At 32.7% G+C, this 23,295-nt stretch carries 22 protein-coding genes; 14 read left to right on the top strand and 8 right to left on the bottom strand.

All coding sequences use genetic code 11. From position 1 onward, the window contains the following. The first annotated feature begins 273 nt into the window (after positions 1–273). The 10 genes from DOS84_RS15070 to DOS84_RS15020 all read left to right on the top strand — a co-directional run bounded on the left by DOS84_RS15070 (position 274) and on the right by DOS84_RS15020 (position 11,435). Positions 274–840, top strand: a complete 567-nt coding sequence (locus DOS84_RS15070; RefSeq protein ID WP_111410953.1) for a hypothetical protein — start codon at positions 274–276, stop codon at positions 838–840. Positions 841–1,663: 823 nt separating this feature from the next. Next, positions 1,664–2,221, top strand: coding sequence for a hypothetical protein (locus DOS84_RS15060; protein ID WP_165830452.1), 558 nt, complete (start codon positions 1,664–1,666; stop codon positions 2,219–2,221). A 238-nt stretch (positions 2,222–2,459) separates the two neighbouring features. Then, positions 2,460–3,497, top strand: coding sequence for a glycosyltransferase family 2 protein (locus tag DOS84_RS15055; protein WP_243636383.1), 1,038 nt, complete (start codon positions 2,460–2,462; stop codon positions 3,495–3,497). Position 3,498: 1 nt separating this feature from the next. Then, entirely contained in the window at positions 3,499–4,335 is an 837-nt protein-coding gene (locus tag DOS84_RS15050; protein ID WP_111410950.1) for a class I SAM-dependent methyltransferase, read from the top strand. Between the two features lie 11 nt (positions 4,336–4,346). Continuing rightward, on the top strand, positions 4,347–5,444 hold the full coding sequence (locus DOS84_RS15045; protein WP_111410949.1) for a glycosyltransferase family 4 protein: 1,098 nt from the start codon (positions 4,347–4,349) through the stop codon (positions 5,442–5,444). After that, positions 5,441–6,589 carry a glycosyltransferase gene (locus DOS84_RS15040; RefSeq protein ID WP_111410948.1) on the top strand — a complete coding sequence of 383 codons (1,149 nt, stop codon included), beginning with the start codon at positions 5,441–5,443 and terminating at the stop codon, positions 6,587–6,589. Before DOS84_RS15045 ends, DOS84_RS15040 begins: the two co-directional genes overlap by 4 nt. Beyond that, entirely contained in the window at positions 6,586–7,659 is a 1,074-nt protein-coding gene (locus DOS84_RS15035) for a glycosyltransferase family 4 protein (RefSeq protein ID WP_111410947.1), read from the top strand. Before DOS84_RS15040 ends, DOS84_RS15035 begins: the two co-directional genes overlap by 4 nt. Position 7,660: 1 nt before the next feature. Then, positions 7,661–9,004, top strand: a complete 1,344-nt coding sequence (locus DOS84_RS15030; protein ID WP_111410946.1) for an O-antigen ligase family protein — start codon at positions 7,661–7,663, stop codon at positions 9,002–9,004. Further along, entirely contained in the window at positions 8,976–9,983 is a 1,008-nt protein-coding gene (locus DOS84_RS15025) for a glycosyltransferase family 4 protein (RefSeq protein WP_111410945.1), read from the top strand. Before DOS84_RS15030 ends, DOS84_RS15025 begins: the two co-directional genes overlap by 29 nt. A 57-nt stretch (positions 9,984–10,040) precedes the next feature. After that, on the top strand, positions 10,041–11,435 hold the full coding sequence (locus DOS84_RS15020) for an exopolysaccharide biosynthesis polyprenyl glycosylphosphotransferase (RefSeq protein ID WP_111410944.1): 1,395 nt from the start codon (positions 10,041–10,043) through the stop codon (positions 11,433–11,435). 1 nt (position 11,436) lies between these two features. On the opposite strand, the gene DOS84_RS15015 is transcribed toward DOS84_RS15020, so the two are convergent. Both DOS84_RS15015 and DOS84_RS15010 read right to left on the bottom strand, forming a co-directional pair. Beyond that, entirely contained in the window at positions 11,437–12,576 is a 1,140-nt protein-coding gene (locus DOS84_RS15015) for a lipoprotein N-acyltransferase Lnb domain-containing protein (protein WP_111410943.1), read from the bottom strand. A 53-nt stretch (positions 12,577–12,629) separates the two neighbouring features. Beyond that, positions 12,630–13,700 carry a putative type IX sorting system protein PorV2 gene (locus tag DOS84_RS15010; RefSeq protein ID WP_481249177.1) on the bottom strand — a complete coding sequence of 357 codons (1,071 nt, stop codon included), beginning with the start codon at positions 13,698–13,700 and terminating at the stop codon, positions 12,630–12,632. Positions 13,701–13,886: 186 nt separating this feature from the next. On the opposite strand from DOS84_RS15010, the gene DOS84_RS15005 reads away from it, so the two are divergent. Further along, complete coding sequence (locus DOS84_RS15005; protein ID WP_111410941.1) at positions 13,887–14,609, top strand: CDP-alcohol phosphatidyltransferase family protein; 723 nt, start codon at positions 13,887–13,889, stop codon at positions 14,607–14,609. Between the two features lie 29 nt (positions 14,610–14,638). Beyond that, positions 14,639–15,460 carry a glycoside hydrolase family 25 protein gene (locus DOS84_RS15000; protein WP_243636382.1) on the top strand — a complete coding sequence of 274 codons (822 nt, stop codon included), beginning with the start codon at positions 14,639–14,641 and terminating at the stop codon, positions 15,458–15,460. A 36-nt stretch (positions 15,461–15,496) separates the two neighbouring features. Here the strand turns inward: DOS84_RS15000 and DOS84_RS14995 are convergent, their stop codons facing one another. From DOS84_RS14995 to DOS84_RS14975, 5 genes are all read right to left on the bottom strand, one after another. Beyond that, positions 15,497–15,730: a DUF5808 domain-containing protein gene (locus DOS84_RS14995; protein ID WP_111410939.1), complete on the bottom strand. Its 234-nt coding sequence runs from the start codon at positions 15,728–15,730 to the stop codon at positions 15,497–15,499. A 4-nt stretch (positions 15,731–15,734) separates the two neighbouring features. Beyond that, positions 15,735–16,475, bottom strand: coding sequence for an LPS export ABC transporter ATP-binding protein (lptB, locus tag DOS84_RS14990; protein ID WP_111410938.1), 741 nt, complete (start codon positions 16,473–16,475; stop codon positions 15,735–15,737). 174 nt (positions 16,476–16,649) lie between these two features. Beyond that, positions 16,650–17,000 (bottom strand): carboxymuconolactone decarboxylase family protein, encoded by a 351-nt coding sequence (locus DOS84_RS14985; RefSeq protein WP_111410937.1) that lies wholly within the window; start codon positions 16,998–17,000, stop codon positions 16,650–16,652. After that, positions 16,993–17,808: a twin-arginine translocase subunit TatC gene (gene tatC / locus DOS84_RS14980; protein WP_111410936.1), complete on the bottom strand. Its 816-nt coding sequence runs from the start codon at positions 17,806–17,808 to the stop codon at positions 16,993–16,995. Before tatC ends, DOS84_RS14985 begins: the two co-directional genes overlap by 8 nt. After that, positions 17,808–18,773 carry a KpsF/GutQ family sugar-phosphate isomerase gene (locus DOS84_RS14975; RefSeq protein ID WP_165830451.1) on the bottom strand — a complete coding sequence of 322 codons (966 nt, stop codon included), beginning with the start codon at positions 18,771–18,773 and terminating at the stop codon, positions 17,808–17,810. Before DOS84_RS14975 ends, tatC begins: the two co-directional genes overlap by 1 nt. An 85-nt stretch (positions 18,774–18,858) precedes the next feature. Here DOS84_RS14975 and recQ point away from each other — a divergent pair, with 85 nt between their 5' ends. Beyond that, positions 18,859–21,054 carry a DNA helicase RecQ gene (recQ, locus tag DOS84_RS14970; protein WP_111410935.1) on the top strand — a complete coding sequence of 732 codons (2,196 nt, stop codon included), beginning with the start codon at positions 18,859–18,861 and terminating at the stop codon, positions 21,052–21,054. Between the two features lie 173 nt (positions 21,055–21,227). Here recQ and DOS84_RS14965 read toward each other — a convergent pair whose 3' ends face one another. After that, positions 21,228–21,464, bottom strand: a complete 237-nt coding sequence (locus tag DOS84_RS14965) for a hypothetical protein (RefSeq protein WP_111410934.1) — start codon at positions 21,462–21,464, stop codon at positions 21,228–21,230. 149 nt (positions 21,465–21,613) lie between these two features. Between DOS84_RS14965 and DOS84_RS14960 the strand changes: the two genes are divergently transcribed. Beyond that, positions 21,614–23,176 carry an NAD(P)/FAD-dependent oxidoreductase gene (locus DOS84_RS14960; protein WP_111410933.1) on the top strand — a complete coding sequence of 521 codons (1,563 nt, stop codon included), beginning with the start codon at positions 21,614–21,616 and terminating at the stop codon, positions 23,174–23,176. The last annotated feature ends 119 nt before the right edge of the window (positions 23,177–23,295 follow it).

Below are 23,295 nucleotides of genomic sequence, written 5' to 3'. Positions count from 1 at the left end.
AAACTGAAATAGATATTTTAAAATTTTTATCTTTAAAGATTAATTCTTTTGATATTGTAATACGATTTTCTCAGCCCATTATTGAATTTAGAAGCCATGATTATCGATGGATAAATTGTAATAGTGATAGAATTGTTCATGAATTTTGTCCTAAGATCATAAAACTGAAGGGTGCGACACTTGTACGGGCCAATAGAAATATCGAGATTTGGGAGGTTAATAAAAAAATTAAAACGGTATTGTTGTGGGTTTTAATCCCGAGACACCTCTTCATTGATAAACTATATTAAAGATTATAACGAAATTACAATTCAATCGGTAAATCAGAACTTTAATTGGAAACAAAATCTAGCGATTTTATTCTCTGAGAAGAATGCTATCAAATTTAGCCGTTCAAAAATTCCATTTACAGCAATAGCTTGTTTTACGGATCACTGTGATTTTGATATTCCGGAAAATTTAAAGATTCAGAGAGATTTTTTTAAACGAAACAATGTTAAAGTTACTAAAGGTTTTTTTCTTAATCATTTTTCAAAACGATCAGATAATGCTTCCTTTGAAAATGATGTCGAAGAATTGTCGCTTTGGCAGAATGATGGCCATGAGTTAGGATATCATTTCCTATCACAATCTTTAAAAAATATTCCGGATAGTTTTGAGACTTTTTTTAATTTAAAAGCTCCTTTTTCAGGTCTTTGTACATGGATTGATCATTGCTTTCAACCGTATTATTTTTCTCTTTTTAAAAATAAAAAAATAATTGAGGAGGATTATGAGGCCAATTTAATTAGTAAAATATTAGAATCCTTTGGAATTATATTGACTCTGGTAAAGCAATAGTTGGGGTAATCAATCAATTGAATACGAAACAATTTACATTGTCAAGTTTCTTAAAAGGAAATAAAGGATTGCATTTTTCCAAACAATTGCAATTGATGACTAAAAATATGATGTTTCATTTTTATGGGGATCAAGAGTTAATTTTGAAATACAAAAGTATCGCTGGGAATTTAAAAAAAGTATTTCATCAAAAGGAAAAAAGTATATTTTATGTCTTACTGAAGGATGGTTTTGCTTTCCAGAATTGTCTCCGTTCTAGCTTTTTGGAATAGCAATAAAAATACTCCTTATAAATTGCAAAATATTGCCCTATTCTATTCAAACATACTATTTTTGAGAAAGAATTTTATATTTTTCAGACCTTAAAAATCGATAATTTTGAAAAGCATAATGCCAAGTTAACATTGATTCACTTATAAAAGAGAAAGGGGTCTTTGTTGCTCATATTTTTTTTCTGTCCCTATGAAGTATCATAAAGGAAGATTGTTTTATAGTAAGAATGAAATTAATTTTATTGGAGATAAAAATTTTAATTATTTAGGATTAAAGATTCTAAATAATGAAACTTGAATCCTACTTTAAAAGAATTGGTTGATTATTGGTCTAGTTTTGAGGATATACAGCTTGATGTAGATGAGCTAGGGAATATAGTTGAAAAAAATGATACGAATATTGTTTGTCGAAAAATACTGTAGTTATTCAATAAAAAATAAAATAATCTGAATTCAAAATAAGAGATGAATCATAAATTAAAAACATTCTTGTTTAAATCGCTGCTTTATTGCCGAACAAAGGGGATGATTATTTTTACCATAAAATTCAAATGTTTTTTGATAAAACGACATTGAAAAATAGACTAAAAAGTATGGAATTTATTTATTTAAGACTGAATGCTATTCTAGATAAATTAGAAATTGATTTAAAAGACAGAACCGTTTTTGAGTTTGGATCTGGTTGGTTTCCCACTATGCCTTATTTTTTTAAATATAAATTTAAAGCAAGAAAAGTAGAGGCTTTTGATGTTAATCAACATTTTAAAAGAAAAACAGTTTTAGAGTTTAATACTATATTTTCAAAAAAAGACAATTGTAACATAGAAGATGGAGCAAAAAACAAGTATGGATTGCCAAACTACATAGAATATTTTCCAAATTTTGATTTAGTTTTACAAGATATTCCCATAGCCGATATTGTGTTCTCTCGCTTCGTATTATTCCATATGAAAGAAATTGATGTGATTGGGTTTTGTGATAAAATAATAAATCAATATAACAAAGGCACCTATGTTATCCATTTTATTTCACCAAGTGATTTGGTACAACATAATGATAATACTATTTCGCAGCAGGAATTTTTGAAATATAGTAAGCTGGAATGGTAAAGTATAAATACTAAATTTGATTATCATAATTGATTGCGATTGCCAAATTTCTTGAAATTTTTAATAATTATGGTTATGAGTTAGTGCATTTGGAATCTGAAAATACAAAAGTAGGTTCAAAACAATATGATTTGTTTAAAAAAGTAAAATTGCATGAAGATTATATTAAATATTTATATGAGTAATTAACTTCAGGAAATATTTTAGTTATTTTAAAAGTTTAGTGGTCCTTAAAAAAATGAATAAACTCTTTATGAAAAACGTGACTCAATTCTCTCTCATCATTTGCACTTATATGCGTCCAAAACCCTTACTTCAATTGTTGCAATCGGTAAGGGAACAAACGTTATATCCCGATGAAATTCTCATCATTGACGGATCTACAAATAATGAAACACAGCTTATTTTTAATGATAATCATTTTAAAAATCTTCACTATTATATAGTTACAAATGAACATCGGGGTTTGACCAAACAGCGGAATTTTGGGATTGCTCATGTTGGATCGAATATGGAAGTGGTTTGTTTTTTGGATGATGATACGGTTTTGGAAAAAGATTACTTTGAGGAATTAATTGACACTTTTAAGCAAAATGCTACTATTACAGGAGTTGGAGGAGTTGCTATAAACGAAAATAAATGGGAGGTGATATTAACAAATAAGGTATACAATAAAAACAAGTATTTTTCTTTTGATGGTTTTGTGTATAAAGAAGGGCTTCGCAATGTGGTTCGGAATTATTTGGGTTTGCAGTCTAATCTAGGGCCAGGAAAAATGTCTAAATATTCACATGGTAGGACTTGCGGTTTTCCGTTGAATAATAAAATTTATGAGGTTGATTTATTAATTGGGATGTCAATGGCATTTAGGAGAACAGTTGTTAATCAAATCCAATTTTCTTCTTATTTTAAGGGCTATGGTTTGTATGAAGATGCCGATTTTAGTATTAGAGCTTTACAATTTGGGAAGAATGTAATTAATACAAAAGTGCAATTGAGTCATTACCACAATCACTCTGGAAGGCCCAATCAATACCTATATGGTAAAATGGTAGTTAGAAACGGTTGGTATGTTTGGCGGGTAAAAAATCCAAAACCAGTATTTAACGACAGACTAAAATGGCATTCAATTACAATACTATTGACAATCATTCGATTTAGTAATATCTTTAACACAAAAAAAAGGACCGCCGCTTTTACAGAAGCACTCGGTAGGACTGTTGGGTGGTGGAGTTTGATTTTTAGTAAACCAAAAATACAGCTTAATTTAAAATAAAATGGATCAATTCAATGCCTGTAAAATTTGTCACAATAGAATTGAATTAATAAATAGAAAGTTTAATTTAGGTCAATGTGTTAAATGCAAATTGATATTTTGTTTAACTGCATATTCTCAAGAACAATTTGTAACTGTTTATGATGAATTGTATAATAAAGAGAATAGTAAATATCAGAGACATTCTAGAATTGAGTTTGATCAAATTGTAAAAGAGCAAGTCATTAATATTGGTTTGAATCGTTATAGATTGATAAAGAAAAACATTTTGAATACAAATTGTCAATCGGTACTTGAGATTGGGAGTGGAATAGGTTTGATTGGGGCTCACATACGGTTAAAAAACGAACAAATACTGTACACAGGAATTGAATTGGATGAAGAAGCATTTCTCAAATCACAACAATTAAAATTAAATACAATTAATGGTGATTTTAAAGAAATGGAAAAAATAAAAGGTCAGTTTGATGTAATAATGCTCTGGGAGGTTATTGAACATCTTCAGGATTTGAAATTGTTTCTTGATTTGGCTTATAAAAAACTAAATTATAATGGTAAAATAATACTCTCAACTCCCAATTACAATAAAATCCTGAATTATCAGGATAGAGAAAAAGACCAATTGTTTCAGGATGAACCTCCAATTCATCTCAATTTTTTCACTGCAGAGAACATAAAAAATATTTTTGAATTTCATCATTTTGCTAATTGTAAAATTATGGTTAAGAAATTCCCTTATGTAGAATTGACCAAAAAAAGATTTTATTTGAATTGCTTTAAAGCATTATTGAATAGCTATCAAGGATCAACAATTTATTTGGAAGCAATAAAAAAGTAAATTTTTTAAGTATGAAAACAATTATAATAGCTCATAATTTTTCAGAAATTTCATTTGCAGGTATGAGTTTTCATTTAGCACATCATCTGGCTGATACGGGAAATAGAGTTGTTTTTATTTCGCACAAACCCTATTTTAGAATAAATCAAATAATCGAAAAGGGTACTGGTGAAATTATTGTTTGTTCATGGCCAACAGAAAACAGACCTACTTCGACAAAAGATTTAGTTTGGTTTTCAAAAATTCATTTAAAATATAAACCAGATGTAGTAATAGGACATTTTGTAGGCAGTAATATTTCAATTTTGGTTTCAAAGTTAATGTCTCTAGGAAAAGTTAAGACTTTTTGTTATTATCATACATTGTCTGACCAACTTTTGGCCGATAAAAAATATGGTTCAATGAAGCAAAATTTATTGTTTTTAAGAAAAAAAATATTCTATAAATTATTTTGTGATGTAATTATATGTCCTTCTGCAAAAGCAAAAAAAGATTTAAAAGCTTTTTTTTCAATTAAAAAAGGGAGTGTTGTGTTAAATCCTATCAAGGACAGATTTGAAAATAAAATTAGAATATCTGATGAAAACATTGTTGTTTCATATCTAGGCAGGCTAGATTCTTCAAAAGGGGTTATAGATTTAATTAAAGCATTCATAATTTATAGAAATGAATCAAAAGATTCTAAAATGATTTTAAATATATCAGGAAGTGGTAGTCAAGAATTTGAAATAAAAGAATTGATAAAAAATAATGCTTCAATACATTATTTTGCAAGGTTGACTTATGAAAAAATTGACGATTATTTAAATAAGAGCCATTTTTCAATAATTCCCTCAAAATGTGATAATTTACCAACAGTTGGTTTGGAATCAATGATGAATAACACTCCATTGTTAATTTCGAATAAAACGGGTCTTACAAAATATTTAAAGGATGGTTGCGAATGTTTTAAGTTCGATTCAGATGTTGATTCAATGGTTTCATTATTCAAAAAAGTTGAAAAAAATAGCGATAAACATGAGCAAATGGGCATGAATGCAAGGAATACTTTTTTATCTCTTTTTAGTATTGAAAATTATTGTAATGTTTTTTCCAAAATAATTTCATGAAATTTGCCATTATAACTCAAGTGTCGCATGTCTTTCAAAAGGGAAACTATTTTGCTTACGCACCTTATGTACGTGAAATGAATGTTTGGTCAAAATATGTCGATGAGTTTATTATTGTAGCACCCCTTATTCAAGCTTCAAATACGGTAATCGACATTCCATATAATCAAGAAAACATTGAGTTTTTCAAGATTGAGAGTATTAATTTATTAGGTTTTAAATCCATTTTTAACGCAATTTTAAAAATTTCAAAAATAAGTCGGCAAATTTTTAAAGCCATGAAAGAAGCCGATCATATTCATCTACGATGCCCTGGCAACATTGGGTTATTGGGTTGTTTAGTTCAAATTTTATTTCCAAATAAACCCAAAACGGCAAAATATGCTGGGAATTGGGATCCAAAAGCGAAACAACCATGGAGTTACCGTTTGCAAAAATGGATTTTGAGCAATACGTTTTTGACTAGAAATATGCAAGTTTTGGTTTATGGTGAATGGGAGGGAAGTACAAAGAATATTAAACCATTTTTTACAGCAACCTATTCTGAAATGGATAAAGTAGCAATTCAATCATTGGATCTAAATAGGGGAATAAATTTTGTTTTTGTCGGAGCATTGGTATCGGGTAAAAATCCTATGTATGCTATGAAATTGTTAGATACATTATATAAAAAGGGATATAATGTATCTTTAAATTTTTATGGAGAAGGTATAGAGCGAAAGGCTTTAGAGAGTTATATTGCTTCTAATGGTTTAGAAAAGATTGTACAATTAAAAGGAAATCAAAACCAAAAAGTTGTTACTGAAGCTTATCAAAACAGTCATTTTGTGATTTTACCTTCTCAAAGTGAAGGGTGGCCAAAAGCACTGGCCGAGGGGATGTTTTGGGGTTGTGTTCCAATAGCAACTCCTGTTTCTTGTGTGCCTTTTATGTTGGATTTTGGAGAAAGAGGAGTATTGTTGCAAATGAATCGAGAGCTTTGCTCGGACTGGCGTAGCAATTTAGAACAAGATGTTCGTAAAGTAGAAGCGGTTGTAAATGATAAAGTGGATTATGACACTAAAAGAAGAAAAGCTTCGGATTGGTCGCGGAAATACACACTTGAAGTTTTTGAATCAGCAATAAAAAAAATGCTTGAACAATGAGGATCATTCAAATAATAGATTCACTAGAAGCTGGTGGTGCAGAGCGTATGGCTGTTAATTATGCGAATACTTTGGTGGATGAAATTGATTTTTCGGGGTTGGTTGCAACTAGAAAAGAAGGAGTTTTGCTTAATCAAATTAATCAAAAAGTTTCTTATTTGTTTTTGAATAAAAAACGGCAACTTGATTTTGGAGCACTTTTTAGATTGCGTTCATTTGTTTTAAAAAATAAGGTAACTCATATTCACGCTCATAGTACTTCCTTTTTTTTAGCGGTTTTATTAAAATGCATTTGCCCTAACTTAAAAATCATTAGACATGATCATTATGGTAATAATGAGTTTTTAGCAACGAGACCTTATTTTGTTTTGAAGCAAACTGCATCTTTTTTTAATGGAGTTATTGCTGTAAACCAAAAGCTTAAAAATTGGTCAGAAGTACAACTAAAAGCAGAAAATGTTATTTATTTGCCTAATTTTCCAACCAAAGAGATGGGGGGAGAAGAGCATACAATCCTAAAGGGAGTTGAGGGAAAGCGAATAGTGTCTTTGGCTAATTTAAGGGAGCAAAAAAATCATTTTTTATTGTTGGAAGTTGCTCAAAAGCTAAAAGAATTCTATCCAGATTGGACTTTTCATTTGGTTGGAAAAGATTTTGAAGACGAGTATTCCAGACAAATTATAAAACAAATCAAAGAATGTGATTTAGAAAGTAATGTATTCCTTTATGGTTCAAGACAAGATGTGGAATATATACTCAATCAAGCACCAATTGCTGTTTTGACTTCACAATCTGAGGGGTTGCCCGTAGCACTTTTAGAATATGGATTATATAAAAAAGCTGTTGTAGTCACTCGAGTGGGGGAAATTCCTATGATAGTACAACACGGAAAGAATGGCTTAATAGTAGATTCTGATGAGCCGGATTTGTTTTATCTATCTGTAGTTGATTTGATTGCTAATGTGACTTTACGTTCTGATTTTGGAAAGGCACTTTATGACACGGTTCAAGCCAATTATACTGCTGAAAGCGTGATGGAAAAATATTTAAATTGGTTGAAAATAAGTTAAAATGAAGAAAGAAGAATTATCATATATTTATTTGGTGCTATTTCATACTTTTCTAGGAGGTTTGATATTTGTTATGCCTTTTATTTCAAAAATATACACTTTAGTGATATTTGTTTTTGGTATTTATTATATTGTAAAAAACAGTAATAAAAATAATGAAGCTCTTGTTATATCAGCCTATGTAATAAGCGTTGAGGTACTTTTGAGAATGACAGATGGAGTGTTATTAAATGAGTTTGGAAAATACTCAATTTTGATTTTTATGTTTCTCGGAATGATTTATTCTGGATTTTCAAATAAAGCTATTATATATTGGTTGTTCTTACTTTTATTGATTCCGGGGATTATTTTATCTGCTATTACCTCAAATTTTGAAACAGATATTCGAAAAGCAATTGCATTTAACATTTCAGGCCCCGTTTGTCTGGGTATTTCTTCTATATATTGTTATCAAAGGAAGATTACCTTTGACCGATTAAAAGGAGTGATTACAGCGTTCTCGTTGCCTTTGGTTGCTATTGTGATTTACTTGTATTTGTATACTCCCAGTGTGAGGGATGTGGTTACAGGAACGCAATCCAATTTTGAAACATCGGGTGGATTTGGTCCCAATCAAGTATCAACAATATTAGGCTTAGGGATTTTTATTTTTTTTGTCCAATTGTTATTGAATTCCAATAGCAGAATGCTACAAGTGATAAATGCTGGATTGGTGCTGGTTATTGCTTTTAGAGGTATCGTAACTTTTTCAAGAGGAGGGGTATTGACGGCAGTTGTGATGATTTTTCTACTTTTGATAATAATGTATTTTCAAGCTAATTTTAATACGAAACCTAAAATAGGATTGATTATTATAATGTCTTTTTTGGCTGGATTGGGAGTTTGGGGTTACAGTTCCATACAAACTGGTGGATTGATTAATAAACGCTATGCGAATCAAGATGCGAGAGGAAGGGAGAAAAAAAGTCAATTATCTGGTAGAGAAATGCTTATAACATCCGAATTGCAAATGTTTTTTGATAATCCTATTTTAGGGGTTGGCGTTGGAAGAAATAAAGAAATTCGGGAAAAGGAAACTGGAATTGTAGCAGCATCACACAATGAAATTACCAGGATGTTGGCCGAGCATGGTTCTCTAGGTCTGATCGATTTAGTGCTTTTGTTTTGTACCCCTTTGATTTTATTTGCCAACAATCGTCAAAATATATTTGCACTCTCGTTCTTGGTTTTTTGGTTGTTAACCATCAATCATGCCGCCATGCGACTTGCTGCTCCTGCTTTTGTTTATGCACTTTCATTGTTAAAAGTTTATACTGTTGAAAAACCTGCTCTACATAGGAAATAAGCTATCTAAACATGGTGTAACCCCGACCACTATTGAAATTCTTGGGCCACTTTTGGAACAAGAGGGTTTTGTGGTATCTTATAGTTCTTCCCAAAAAAATCAAGCAAGAAGATTAATTGCTATGTTGTGGAATGTATTTCAATATAGAAAAGGTGATTGTGTTTTAATTGATACCTATAGTACGACTAATTTTTGGTATGCATTTGCGACTTCTCAGTTGTGTCGATGTTTGAAACTCAAATACATTCCAATTTTACACGGAGGCAATTTAGCTTTTAGATTGAAGAATAACCCGAAAATTTGTGAAATGATTTTCAGGTATTCTTTCCAAAACGTGTCACCTTCTCTTTTTTTAATAAAGCAATTCAAAGCAGAAGGTTATGAAAATGTTATACATATTCCGAATGCTATTGAACTCGAAAACTATCCTTTTTTGGAACGAGAAAAAGTGAAACCCAATCTATTGTGGGTGCGTTCTTTTGCAAAAATATACAATCCCATAATGGCTGTTCAAGTATTTGCCTCTGTAAAAGAGAAATATCCTGAAGCGACACTTTGCATGGTTGGTCCTGAAAAAGATGGAAGTTTATTGGATGCTAAACAGAGAGCCAAAGATTTAAAATTGGATATCCTTTTTACAGGAAAATTATCCAAACTGGAGTGGATAAATAAATCCAAGGAATATGATATTTTCATAAACACTACCCATTTTGACAACATGCCTGTGAGCTTGATTGAAGCGATGTCCTTGGGTTTAGCCGTTGTTTCTACAAATGTTGGTGGCATTCCATTTTTGGTTCAGAATCAAAAAGAGGGTTTATTAATACCAGATAATGATGTCGACAAAATGGTTATGGAAATAGATAGATTAATTAAAAACAATGATTTGTTTGGTAAAATTACTGCTAATGCAAGAAGGAAATCAGAAGATTTTGATTGGCAGATTGTTAAGCTTAAATGGGGCACTATTTTAAAGTAAAGAAGGTTTAATTTTTATATAATAAGTATCTTGCAACGCAATCCAATTTTGAAATCAATGGATAATCAAAAAAGCATACACTTCGAAATTTCCGAGCGTAAAATTCTTTTACGGTTTTTTGATGTGGTTTTTGTATTATTTGGTTTGTATTGTGTCGGTTTTATTTTTCACTTCAATTATTTTAAATTTTCTAGTACCAATTACTACTGGACTATTGTTCTAGCACTCTACATTAACGCTTTTGGAGCTATTTTCGAAATGTATAACCTTCAAGTAGCAAGCAATCATTTTCAAGTGTTACGAAGCACGATTCTAACGACTTCTTCGACTGTAATATTTTATTTATTGACTCCTGTTTTTTCACCACAATTGCCCAAAAATCGTTGGCAATTATTGGTTTTTTATATTGCAGTCTTTGTGGCACTGTATACGTGGAGAATGATTTATGTTCGGTTTTTAGCATCCAATAGATTTGTTCAAAATGCAGTTTTAATATGCGATAGTGAGCAGGTGCAAGAGCTTGTTCAGGGATTGGAGAGTGTAGATCCCCATTACAAAATAATTGGATATGTAAATTCAGATTATCATTCGAAAAATAAATTTGAATATCAATATGTGAAGCATATAAAAAGCGAAGATTTATCTTTATTTGTTGCCAAAAATGGGATATCGGAAATAGTGATAGCTTCCCAACAAACAGACGGAATTACGACAGATTTATACCAACAATTACTTCATTTATTAGAATCGGGCAAGAGTATTAGAGAATATACGCATGTATATGAAAGTAAAACACAACGTATTCCGGTTCAATATATTTCGAGGGATTTTTATCGTTTTTTTCCTTTCAGCCGCAGTAATCAGAATAAATTATACTTGTATTTTATCAGAATATTTGAGGTTATTTTTTCATTGATTGGTTTAGGAATAGGTTTGATTTTAGTTCCTTTTATATTGTTATGCAATGTTTTTTGGAACAAAGGAAAATTGTTTTATACCCAAAAAAGAGTTGGCAAAGACGGTCTTGTTTTCAAGATCATTAAATTCCGGACAATGGTCAAAAATGCCGAAAAATCAGGTGCAGTTTTTGCTAAACTCAATGATTCCAGAATTACTACGTTTGGAAAATTTTTAAGGAAAACCAGAATAGACGAGTTCCCTCAGTTTATTAATATTCTAAAAGGGGATATGGCTGTTATTGGGCCAAGACCTGAGCGACCGGTATTTGTGAATGAAATTGCTAAAATGATGCCATTCTATGAAACGCGCCATATTATTAAACCCGGACTTACGGGTTGGGCTCAAGTCAATTATTCCTATGGTGAAAAACTGGAAGACAGTTTGATAAAATTACAATACGATTTATATTATATCAAACACCGAAGCATATACTTGGATTTAAGTATTGCTTTCAAAACAGTTTCAACGGTTTTGTTTTATAGAGGTCAATAAATTAAATAATTATAGGAATGCGTTCCTTGTGTTTAATAGCAAGTCGAGTTAAAACTATTATGTTGGTTATTAGTATTGGCGAAACGATAAGCCAATGAACTTTTGTGATGATGAAAAAGAAATACACAATCACCAAAAGAATATTTAAAACGGAAAGTTTGTAAGTCCATTTGGCGTTTTTTGTACTCCAGAAATACAATACCATAAAAAGGATAGGATTAAACAATAGAATATTGTAGTTGTATCCCAATTCCTGATGCGACGAATAAAATCCCAAAAATCCGAATAGCAAACCTAATGAAGCTATAATCACTAGATAAATGTAATCAATACTTTTCTTATTTATCAAAATCACAAAACCTAAAAATAAAAGATAAGTATAACAGTTATTCCACCAAGAGACAGGGATTTCCTCTTCAAAATTTAATATTGTTTTGTTTTCCTTGGATAAAGGATGGTTTTGATACTGAATAAGTTTTAAACTTTTTTGAAGTTCAAACGGTAAAAATATTTTGGTCCCCAGTTGATCTACTTTTGTTCCAAAAACAATACTCGTTCCTAGTTTTTCATAAAAATGATTGTCAAAATAAGGAAACAAAATGGATCTGTAGGTTTGGTCCGTATCTGTTTTTTTGGTAATCACTTTTGCGTTTAATGTTTTATTGATGACATCCACTACCTTCGAAGTGCAATTATTGTCAATGAATTTATATTGGTACAAACGTTCGTCAGATAGCAGTGATTGGGATAGATTGTCAAATAACTTTTGTTTGAGCGCAAGTGGAACATCTAATTCTTGTTCATAAACATCCCTTTTTTCATAATTATATTGATTAATAAAATCAACGTATCGATTGTTTACTATGAAATAATTCAAGTCCCCTTTGGTAAACTTCATTACAAAGTTGGGCGTATCAAAGTCAAAAGCACCATAGTTATAAACCACATCCAGATTATTGTCAATGTCGCTAACTCTTATGGCGGTGTGACCAAATAAAGAATAGGATTCATTACCAGTGCCACAAGTGAGCACGCTAACATGAGCATTTTTGGATAATTGAAGATCTTGGCCGTATGTGTTATAAATGGAACCCAACAAAAGAATGCAAACAAATATTTTTTTAAATTGGTAGATTTTCATTTTTTAAATTGTTTTAAATATAAATAAAGATGTAATTTTTTCAAAATTCAAAGTTAGCCTCTAAAAAGGGATAAATCAATTTTTAAAGAAAATACATTGGAATACAACGCTGTACTTTGATTGCCCAAAGAGGTTAATGCATAATCAATAGCGATTCCTTTGTATTTGAATCCCAAACCAATATTGGGTTGGAATCCTATTTTTTCGCCATTGTCCAATTGTGTTACGTGCTGAAAATTACCAACGCCTGCTCTCAAAAAAGCAAGATTTGTATAGCCGAATTCCAAACCAATGGCTGGATCAATACTAAGGAAACTGCTTGAAATTAGATCATTGGTTTGGGTGAATTGCATATTCATATTAGCAGTAGCCAAAAGGCTGTAATCATCATGAAAAAGAATTTTTTTGGCCACTCCCAGTTGAGCTTTAGGAAGGGTAATTTCAGTACTCTCGGGCATTTTTTGATTTTGTCCAGGAATGGCATCGGCTATTTTTTGATAGGCTTCTTCGTTGATATTCCAAATATTATAAGTCGTCGTGATATCTCGAAGCATTAATCCAAATTGCCAATCATTCTTTTCAAATTGTAATCCAAAATCAAAACCAAATCCCCAAGAAGTTGCAAAATCCCCAATAATTCTGCGTATAATTTTTGCATTTACGCCATATTGAAACCCTTCTATGGGTAATTTTACTGCATAAGAAAAAGTAAATCCATAATCGGCCGTTGAAAAAAGCTTAATTCTGTTGTAATCTATGTTACCTTCATTGTCTATTAAATCAGTAGTGTTCAAAATATCATCTACACCAAAACGGATCAATGAAATTCCCCAAGCCGTTCGGTCATCGATAGGACTGGCATAGGCAGCATAATCATATTTGGCAATATTGGCGAAGTAATTTGAATGCATTAAAGAGATTTGATTGTCTTCTAGATGAAGTAGCCCCGCTGGATTCCAATAGGTTGAGTTAACATCTGAAGTAGAAGCAACTACAGCGTTTGACATTCCCAAAGCTGCTGCATCTACACCTATATTCATGAACTCATTCGAGTATTTCCGAACGGTTTGACTACAGATTGTGTTTGCAATAAAAAGAAATAAAATGAGCTGTATTTTTTTCAAAAGATATTATTTGGAGTCTTGATGAGTTTAATTTCTACCAAAAATAAAGTTTTTTGATGATGTAGCTACTTCAATTCAATGAATTAATAATTTTTGTTAGTAAGGAACTAAAATCTCTTAACAAAAAAAGTATCACTTTCACTTATTGTATTAAATTTGTCGAGCTTATAATTCAATTTAAAAACCATGAACATCAAAAAACACATTCCGAATACAATTACTTTATTAAATCTTTTTTGTGGCTGTATCGCTGTGGTATTTGTAAGTAAAGACCAATTTGAAATGGCATTCTTTTTTGTTTGCCTCGGAATTTTTTTAGATTTTTTTGATGGATTTTTTGCCCGTTTGTTTAAAGTATCAGGTCCTCTGGGTCTACAATTGGATTCTTTGGCGGATATGGTGACAAGCGGAGTGGTTCCAGGATTTGTGATGTTTAAAATGATGCAAAGTAGCTCAGTTTATATGAGTGAAGGTTATTTTCAATTTTTTCCTTACTTAGGTTTTATTATTACTTTGGGATCCTGTTTTCGTTTGGCAAAATTCAATATTGACACTCGTCAAACCGATTCGTTTATAGGTTTGCCAACTCCAGCGAATGCTCTTTTTATATTGAGTCTTCCTTTGGTTAAGGAGTATTATTCTGGAGAGTCATTGATTATACTTGAAATTTTGACAGAGAAATGGGTTTTACTATTAATATCGCTGTTTAGTGCCTATATCTTGAATGCGGAGATTCCTTTATTTTCCTTAAAAATAAAAAAGTTTAATTTCAAGGATAATGCACTTCAGATTATTTTCTTAGCAATCTCTGTTTTGTTATTGTTGTTTCTTCAATATTTAGGAGTTACATTAGTTATTGTTTTTTACGTTTTGCTTTCCGTGATTAACAATAAGTTTCAAAACAAGTAATTTTTTTGATGAGAAAAAGCAGCAGCACTATGCCAAGGCGTAAACTAAAAAAGAAAAAAAGCAGTTTTTCTGGAAAGTGGATTGATTTCTTTTTTATTGGGATTGCGATTCTTTTTATTTTTTCAATAGCCTATCATTACCGCTCTGGTATTATAAATTATTTAGGCTTTAAATCACATTATAATAGTGGTACAAATGTTTTTTCTGAAGCTCGAAATTTAAAAGTTTTGGAAAAAAATGAAGGAAAAACGGTTGGTTTAGATGTTTCCGAATATCAAGGAAAAATCCGTTGGTCTTATGTTGATACCATTGAAGAAAAATATCCTTTACGCTATGTTTTTATTCGGGCAACTGTTGGAAAGGACAGAGTAGATAATCAGTTTAAAAGAAATTGGCTTGGCGCCAAAGAAAATAAAATGATACGGGGCGCTTATCATTATTATCGTCCAAATGAAAACTCTCTTGAACAAGCGGAACTTTTTATAAAAAATGTAAAGCTTAAGAAAGGTGATTTACCTCCCGTTTTGGATATCGAAAAACTTCCGAAAGAACAATCTATCGAACGGTTAAAAATTGGTTTAAGGCGTTGGCTGAAAGCTGTTGAATTGCATTACGGAGTAAGACCTATAATTTATACAGGAGAAAAATATTATGACGATTTCCTAAAAGAAGAGTTTAGCGATTATCTTTTTTGGATAGCCAACTATAATTTTTATCGGGAAGAAATTCAAGAAGATTGGCTTTTTTGGCAATTTACCGAGAAAGCCACTGTTCCTGGTATCGATACGAATGTTGATGTGAATATTTACAATGGCGATATACAGCAATTGGAATATATTACCGTGGAATAGGTTCAGATTTCAGAGTAAGAATGTTAAACGGCTTAATTATTTATTCAAAATAAAAAAAGTAACCATTCCAAAAAAAGCCAAAGCAACTAGTAAAGCCAATACCGATTTTGGGTTTGCAAAATTTATTGTGATACCCATTCCTTCAATTTTCTTAGGAGGAAAAATGCGTTTGTCTTCTTTGTTATAATAAAATATTCCCCAAATCCAATTTTTAGGATCTTTGCTCCACTTTTCTAATGTTTCTTGGTTTGGGTTTTCTTGATTTTCCATTATACTAAAACTCCAATTTCTTCTTTCTCAACTCAAAATTTTGGCCTAGATACACACGACGTACCATTTCGTCTTCAACCAATTCTTCTGGAATACCCGCTTTTAGAATACCTCCTTCAAACATAAGATAGGTTTTATCGGTAATAGCCAGTGTTTCCTGTACGTTGTGATCTGTTATTAAGATTCCGATGTTTTTATTTTTCAATTGAGCCACAATTCTTTGAATGTCTTCTACAGCAACTGGATCGACACCCGCAAAAGGTTCATCAAGTAAGATGAACTTTGGGTCAGTAGCCAAACAACGTGCAATTTCAGTACGACGACGTTCTCCACCCGAAAGTAAATCCCCGCGGTTTGTACGAATGTGTTCCAAACTAAATTCGGCAATTAAACTCTCCATTTTGGCTTCCTGTTGTTCTTTGGAAAGTTTGGTTAATTGCAATACACTTAAAATATTGTCTTCAATACTTAATTTTCTAAAAACAGAAGCTTCCTGTGCCAAATATCCAATCCCATGTTGGGCTCTTTTGTACATTGGATAATCGGTAATATTCAAATCGTCAAGATAAATATTTCCTGAATTTGGTTTTACCAGTCCTACAATCATATAAAATGAAGTCGTTTTTCCAGCACCATTAGGTCCCAAAAGACCAACAATCTCACCTTGGTTTACTTCTACCGAAATGCCCTTTACAACACTGCGGCCTTTGTAGGTTTTTATTAAATTCTCTGCTCTTAGCTTCATTTTTAATTAGATAATTAGATAATTAGAAAATGAGATAATTGAAAAACTAACTCAAATTCAATTTTAAAATTTATTAGAAGGGACAAATTAAAAGTAAAATAATCAATCAGATAGATGAATTAACAAATTATTGCGTTTTCAATCAATTATCTAATTTACTTATTGACACATTTTCTAATTACCAGTTTCCTCCAATGCTTCCCAGAATTCGTATGCTCTACGCAAGTGAGGCACTACAATTGTGCCACCTACTAGGGTTGCAATTCCCATAGCTTCCATCATTTCTTCTTTGGTCACGCCTTCTTTATAGCTGGTTTCCAAGTGGTATTTTACACAATCATCACAGCGCAAAACGGTTGAAGCCACTAATCCTAAAAGTTCTTTGGTCTTCACATCCAGTGCTCCAGCAGCATACGCATTGGTGTCTAGGTTAAAAATACGTTTTACTATTTTATTATTGTCTGCCAATAATTTTTCGTTCATTTTAGAACGGTATTCATTGAATTCTTGTACGATATCAGACATTTTCTTTCTTTTTATTTAGTGTTACAATTTTTGAAATCAAGATACTTACTTCATAAATAATCAGCATTGGGATGGCAACAATGGTTTGGCTCACCACATCGGGTGGAGTAACAATTGCGGCAACAATCAAGATTATTACAACCGCATATTTCCAATATTTTCTTAAAAATTCTGGAGTTACCAGGCCTAATTTGGTTAGAAAATAAATAATTATAGGAAGTTCAAAGAATAACCCACTAGCCAAAATACTGGTTTTTACCATTCCAATATAAGAGTCCAACGTAAATTGGTTTTTTACCATGTCACTTACTGAAAAAGTGGCCACAAAATTCACTGACATTGGAATAACAACAAAATAGCCAAATAGTACTCCTAAAAAGAAAAGCATTGAAGACGTAAATATAAAAACTCTAGCGTTTTTCTTTTCCTTTTCATACAAGGCCGGGCTGATAAATTTCCAAACTTCCCATAAAATATAAGGGAAACTTAAAATGAAACCAGCCAAGATACACATCCAAACAAAAATATTAACTTGACCTTCCATTTCAGTGTTCTGAATGATAAAAGGCATTTCGGTTATACAAATGCTATCGGCAAAACCCAATTGATGCGATAATTCGCAAAAATAGCGGTAGGTAAAAAAGGTAGCTCTTGTTGGGCCAAATATAATGGTGTCAAACAAGTAATCACTTATAAAATATGTTACACATGCCATGATAATCACAGCCGTCGTACTTCTCACTAAAAGCCATCTTAATTCTTCAAGATGGTCTAAAAAGGACATTTCGCCTAGGTTTTTCTTTGCCATTATACGATTCCTTCTTTTAAAATGTCATGTAAATGCAATACGCCTTTGTATTCTCCATTATCAACAACGATTAATTGTGTGATAGAGAAGTCTTCCATAATGTTAAAGGCATCCACCACCATATCTGTAGATTGTACTGTTTTTGGGTTTTTGGTCATAATATCTTTAGCTGTCAATTCGGCAAAAGTATCTCTTTCGTTGAGCATTCTTCGAATATCTCCGTCGGTAATTATTCCGATTACTTTGTTGTTTTCTACCACGGCTGTTACTCCTAAACGTTTTTCTGAAATTTCAAAAATTGCTTTTTTGATTGGAGTCTCAGGGCCTACTTCTGGTTTTAAGGTGTGTTCAAGCATGTCTTTTACGCGGAGCAATAATTTTTTACCTAAAGCACCACCGGGATGATAGATTGCAAAATCTTCGGCTTTGAAATCTCTCATTTCCATTAAGCATACTACAATAGCATCTCCCATTACTAATTGCGCTGTTGTGCTATTTGTAGGCGCAAGATTCAATGGGCAAGATTCGGCATCAACTGTTGTATTCAAAACATAATGTGAACCTTTGGCCAAAAAGGAAGTCATATTCCCAGTCATACCAATTAATTTGTTGCCAAAACGAGTCAAAAGCGGGACTAATGATTTGATTTCTGGGCTGTTGCCGCTTTTTGAAATACAAATAATAACATCGTCTTTTTGAATCATCCCTAAATCCCCATGAATCGCTTCGGAAGCATGCAAGAATAAAGATGGCGTCCCGGTTGAATTGAATGAGGCCACCATTTTTTGAGCAATAATGGCACTTTTACCAATTCCTGTTACAACCAACCTTCCTTTGGAATTGTAGATACACTGTACCGCTTCCGCAAAAGTTTCGTCAATGAAATCAATTAATTTTGCAATAGATTGGCTTTCGGATTCAATAGTTTTCTTGGCATTGGCCAGTATATTTTCCTTTGTAATCAAAACTGATAATTTTAAATTTGTATGTGTAAAAGAAAGTTGTATCTTTATGTTCCGCAAATTTATATAAAATACCACATATTAAAGAATGAATTCAAACGAAATTGACATACACAAAGAATTAAAGAAATATTTTGGCTTTAGCCAATTCAAAGGCCTGCAAGAAAAAGTAATAACGAGTTTGCTTAATAAACAAAATACATTTGTTATTATGCCAACTGGAGGAGGGAAATCACTATGTTATCAATTGCCTGCTTTAGTCCAAGATGGGACTGCAATTGTTGTCTCTCCTTTGATAGCATTAATGAAAAATCAAGTAGATGCTATCAGAAGTCTTTCTTCCGAAAATGGAATTGCCCATGTTTTAAATTCCTCCCTTACTAAAACCGAAATTGCACAAGTAAAAGCCGATATTACAGCGGGTATAACTAAATTGTTATATGTAGCTCCAGAATCTTTAACGAAGGAGGAATATGTAGCTTTTCTTCAAACTGTGCCTATCTCATTTGTGGCAATTGATGAAGCACACTGTATTTCAGAATGGGGGCACGATTTCAGACCAGAATATCGAAATCTAAAAAATATTATTAAACAGTTGGGAGAAGTTCCTATTATTGGACTTACTGCCACGGCCACTCCAAAAGTCCAGGAAGATATTTTGAAGAATTTGGAAATGGCCAACGCGACTACATTTAAAGCATCATTTAATAGAGCCAATTTATTTTATGAAGTTCGTACGAAAACAAAAAATATTGAATCAGATATTATTCGGTTTATAAAGCAGCATAAAGGGAAATCAGGAATTATTTACTGCTTGAGCCGTAAAAAAGTCGAATCAATCGCCGAAGTTTTGCAGGTAAACGGAATAAGTGCCGTTCCTTATCACGCAGGTTTAGATGCCAAAACACGTGCGAAACATCAGGATATGTTTTTGATGGAAGATGTAGAAGTTGTTGTGGCAACCATTGCGTTCGGAATGGGAATCGATAAGCCCGATGTGCGTTTTGTGATTCATCACGATATTCCAAAATCATTGGAAAGTTATTATCAAGAAACGGGACGTGCCGGTAGAGATGGTGGCGAAGGACATTGCCTAGCCTATTACTCTTATAAAGATGTTGAGAAATTAGAAAAATTTCTATCCGGAAAACCAATTGCCGAGCAAGAAATAGGATTTGCTTTGTTGCATGAAGTTGTGGCTTATGCCGAAACTTCTATGTCCAGACGTAAATTCTTATTGCACTATTTTGGTGAGGAATTTGACAGTGAGACCGGTGAAGGTGCCGATATGGATGATAATATTCGTAATCCAAAAACAAAAGTGGAAGCCAAAGATGAAGTGCTTAAACTGTTGGAAGTTGTCAAGAAAACCAAGCATATATACAAATCAAAAGAGATTGTTTTTACCTTAATTGGTCGTGTGAATGCAGTTATCAATGCGCATAAAACAGATTCTCAATCTTTTTTTGGATCAGGTTCGAATCATGACGAGAAATTTTGGATGGCATTATTACGACAAGTCCTTGTTGCAGGGTTATTGTCTAAAGATATAGAAACTTATGGCATTATAGAAATCACGAAGGAAGGATTGGCCTTTATGAAAAATCCAGAATCCTTTATGATGTCTGAAGATCACGAATATAATGAGTCTGAAGATGAAGCTATAGTAACAGCAGCAAAATCATCTGGAACAGCCGATGAATTATTGATGCAGATGTTGCGCGAATTGCGTAAAAAAGTGGCCAAAAAATTAGGTGTTCCTCCATTTGTTGTTTTTCAAGACCCTTCTCTAGAAGATATGGCTTTGAAATATCCAATCTCACAAGCTGAGTTGATTAATATTCATGGTGTCGGGGAAGGAAAAGCCAAAAAATATGGTAAAGAATTTATTGAATTAATAAGCCGTTATGTAGAAGAGCACGATATTATTCGTCCTGATGATTTGGTTGTAAAATCTACGGGAGTCAACTCCATCAATAAATTGTATATTATTCAAAACATTGACAGAAAGTTAGCTTTGACTGATATCGCTTCCGCAAAAGGGTTAAAGATGGATGATTTGATTAAAGAAATGGAACAAATTGTTTATTCTGGGACCAAATTGAATATCAAATATTGGATTGACGAAATGCTAGATGACGATCAACAAGAAGAGATTCATGAGTATTTTATGGAATCCGAATCAGATAGTATAGAGAAGGCACTAAAAGAATTTGATGGTGACTATGATTTGGATGAGTTACGCTTAATGCGAATAAAATTTATTAGTGAAGTGGCTAATTAGTTAGCAGAATTCAGATAGCAGATTGGAGAATTCAGATTTCAGAATAATAATAAGCGCAAAAAAAAAATCTTATAAAAAAAGCCGATTTTCATATGAAAATGGGCTTTTTTAATGTTGAATCTATAAAGTGTCTGTTTTGGTCTGCCTTCTGCCTTCTCAAATCTGCTATCTGATTACTGATAAACTTCCCCGCGGTGCGGTTTCAAAGCATCGCGTACTTGAATCATGTTTTCGTCGGTTACTACCATATATGCGATAGCGTACATTTCACCCAAGATTTGAAATCCAGTAATATTTATCGGTAATTTTTCAATGGTGATATATTCTTTCAAATGAATTTCGTGGTGTTCGGCTGTTTTTGCAGAAGCAGGACCACGAAAATCCCATATTAGTTTTATTTTTCTGGACATTATTTTATAGGTGCAAAGTTTCAAAGTAACAAAGGTACAAAGTCTATTTTGAAAATGGATTTTATATTAAAGAACTAATTTCATTTCAAAATGTTATTTTTGCATGTTCTTTTCATAAAAAGAAAAGCTAATAGAATAAATAAGATACAATGCCAAGAGAACTTTTACTTCAAGCAACACCAGAAATAGCTTCAAACGAAATGTTGTTGCGCGACTATTTGTCCAAACAGATAAAAGTTTCGGCAAATGAGATTCAGCATGTTGTTATTTTGAAACGATCCATTGATGCCCGCCAAAAAGCGATCAAAATCAATTTAAAAGTTTCGATTTATTTGAAAGGTGAACCTTTTCAGGAGCATAAAATAGAATTACCCGATTACAAAAATGTTTCGACTGCCCAAGAAGTTATTGTAGTAGGAGCTGGACCGGCGGGACTTTTTGCCGCTTTGCAATTAATTGAGTTGGGTTTGAAACCAATAGTAATTGAACGCGGAAAAGACGTTCGTGGTCGTCGTCGCGATTTGAAAGCTATTAATAGAGATCATATTGTTGATGAAGATTCCAATTATTGTTTTGGAGAAGGAGGGGCAGGAACCTATTCTGATGGAAAATTATATACTCGTTCCAAAAAACGCGGTGACGTCACTCGAATATTAGAGCTGCTTGTCGCCTTTGGAGCAACAGGAGATATATTGGTTGATGCTCATCCACATATTGGGACGAACAAATTACCTCAAATTATACAAGATATTAGAGAGAAAATTATCGAATGTGGCGGGCAAGTTTTGTTCGAGACCCGTTTGACCGATATTTTGATAAAAAATAATGAAGTGCAAGGAATTGTAACCCAAAGTGGAGATACGATTTTAGCAAATAAATTAATTCTGGCGACGGGACATTCAGCAAGGGATATATTCGAATTGTTGGATAAAAAGAAAGTGCTTATTGAAGCCAAACCTTTTGCGTTGGGAGTAAGAGCCGAGCATCCACAATCGTTGATTGACAGTATTCAGTACAGTTGTGATTATCGAGGGGAGCATTTACCGCCCGCACCATATTCTATAGTGAAACAGGTTAATGGTCGCGGAATGTATTCTTTCTGTATGTGTCCGGGAGGTGTAATTGCGCCTTGCGCTACCAGCCCAGGAGAAGTGGTGACCAATGGTTGGTCGCCATCCAAAAGAGACCAAGCAACAGCCAATTCCGGAATAGTAATCGAATTGAAATTGGAAGATTTCAAGCCTTTTGCAAAATTTGGAGCTTTGGCAGGAATGGAATTTCAAAAAAGTATTGAGCAAAAAGCGTGGCATTTGGCTGGACAAACCCAAAAAGTTCCTGCACAACGCATGGTCGATTTTACACAAAGCAAAGTTTCTTCCAATATTCCAAAAACATCCTATGTTCCGGGAACCACTTCTGTAGAAATGGGACAGGTTTTTCCAGGATTTTTGTCTCAAATATTAAGAGAAGGATTTACAGAATTTGGAAAATCGATGCGTGGCTATTTGACAAACGAGGCTATTTTACATGCGCCAGAATCCAGAACTTCTTCACCTGTTCGTATTCCTAGAGATCCAATATCCTATGAGCATTTGCAAATCAAAGGATTGTATCCTTGCGGAGAGGGTGCTGGTTATGCCGGGGGAATTATTTCTGCGGCCATTGATGGAGAAAAATGTGCTTTGAAAATTGCTGAGGTTTTGAGAAAATAAAATTTGTTCTATAGCCGCGTGAGGGATAGAAGCTAGCTACCGAAGTAGCGCGGATAGCCCGACATCATAAAGAAAAGAGACCGATTCACCGTTACGATGAGTTGGTCTCTTTTCTTTAT

Source organism: Flavobacterium aquariorum (genome assembly GCF_003254745.1).
Taxonomy (GTDB): Bacteria; Bacteroidota; Bacteroidia; order Flavobacteriales; family Flavobacteriaceae; genus Flavobacterium; species Flavobacterium aquariorum.
Note: the sequence above shows the minus strand (reverse complement) of the source record. Positions and strands in the feature narration are given on the sequence as shown.

Coding starts and splice junctions, on each gene's coding strand:
- lptB (WP_111410938.1), bottom strand. CDS start 16,475: ATGAAGCTAAGAGCAGAGAATTTAATAAAAACCTACAAAGGCCGCAGT.
- tatC (WP_111410936.1), bottom strand. CDS start 17,808: ATGGCAAAGAAAAACCTAGGCGAAATGTCCTTTTTAGACCATCTTGAA.
- DOS84_RS15015 (WP_111410943.1), bottom strand. CDS start 12,576: ATGAAAATCTACCAATTTAAAAAAATATTTGTTTGCATTCTTTTGTTG.
- DOS84_RS15030 (WP_111410946.1), top strand. CDS start 7,661: ATGAAGAAAGAAGAATTATCATATATTTATTTGGTGCTATTTCATACT.
- DOS84_RS14985 (WP_111410937.1), bottom strand. CDS start 17,000: ATGTCTGATATCGTACAAGAATTCAATGAATACCGTTCTAAAATGAAC.
- DOS84_RS15055 (WP_243636383.1), top strand. CDS start 2,460: ATGAATAAACTCTTTATGAAAAACGTGACTCAATTCTCTCTCATCATT.
- DOS84_RS15035 (WP_111410947.1), top strand. CDS start 6,586: ATGAGGATCATTCAAATAATAGATTCACTAGAAGCTGGTGGTGCAGAG.
- DOS84_RS15040 (WP_111410948.1), top strand. CDS start 5,441: ATGAAATTTGCCATTATAACTCAAGTGTCGCATGTCTTTCAAAAGGGA.
- DOS84_RS15050 (WP_111410950.1), top strand. CDS start 3,499: ATGGATCAATTCAATGCCTGTAAAATTTGTCACAATAGAATTGAATTA.
- DOS84_RS15000 (WP_243636382.1), top strand. CDS start 14,639: ATGCCAAGGCGTAAACTAAAAAAGAAAAAAAGCAGTTTTTCTGGAAAG.
- DOS84_RS15060 (WP_165830452.1), top strand. CDS start 1,664: ATGTTTTTTGATAAAACGACATTGAAAAATAGACTAAAAAGTATGGAA.
- DOS84_RS14960 (WP_111410933.1), top strand. CDS start 21,614: ATGCCAAGAGAACTTTTACTTCAAGCAACACCAGAAATAGCTTCAAAC.
- DOS84_RS14995 (WP_111410939.1), bottom strand. CDS start 15,730: ATGGAAAATCAAGAAAACCCAAACCAAGAAACATTAGAAAAGTGGAGC.
- DOS84_RS15020 (WP_111410944.1), top strand. CDS start 10,041: ATGGATAATCAAAAAAGCATACACTTCGAAATTTCCGAGCGTAAAATT.
- DOS84_RS15045 (WP_111410949.1), top strand. CDS start 4,347: ATGAAAACAATTATAATAGCTCATAATTTTTCAGAAATTTCATTTGCA.
- recQ (WP_111410935.1), top strand. CDS start 18,859: ATGAATTCAAACGAAATTGACATACACAAAGAATTAAAGAAATATTTT.
- DOS84_RS14965 (WP_111410934.1), bottom strand. CDS start 21,464: ATGTCCAGAAAAATAAAACTAATATGGGATTTTCGTGGTCCTGCTTCT.
- DOS84_RS15005 (WP_111410941.1), top strand. CDS start 13,887: ATGAACATCAAAAAACACATTCCGAATACAATTACTTTATTAAATCTT.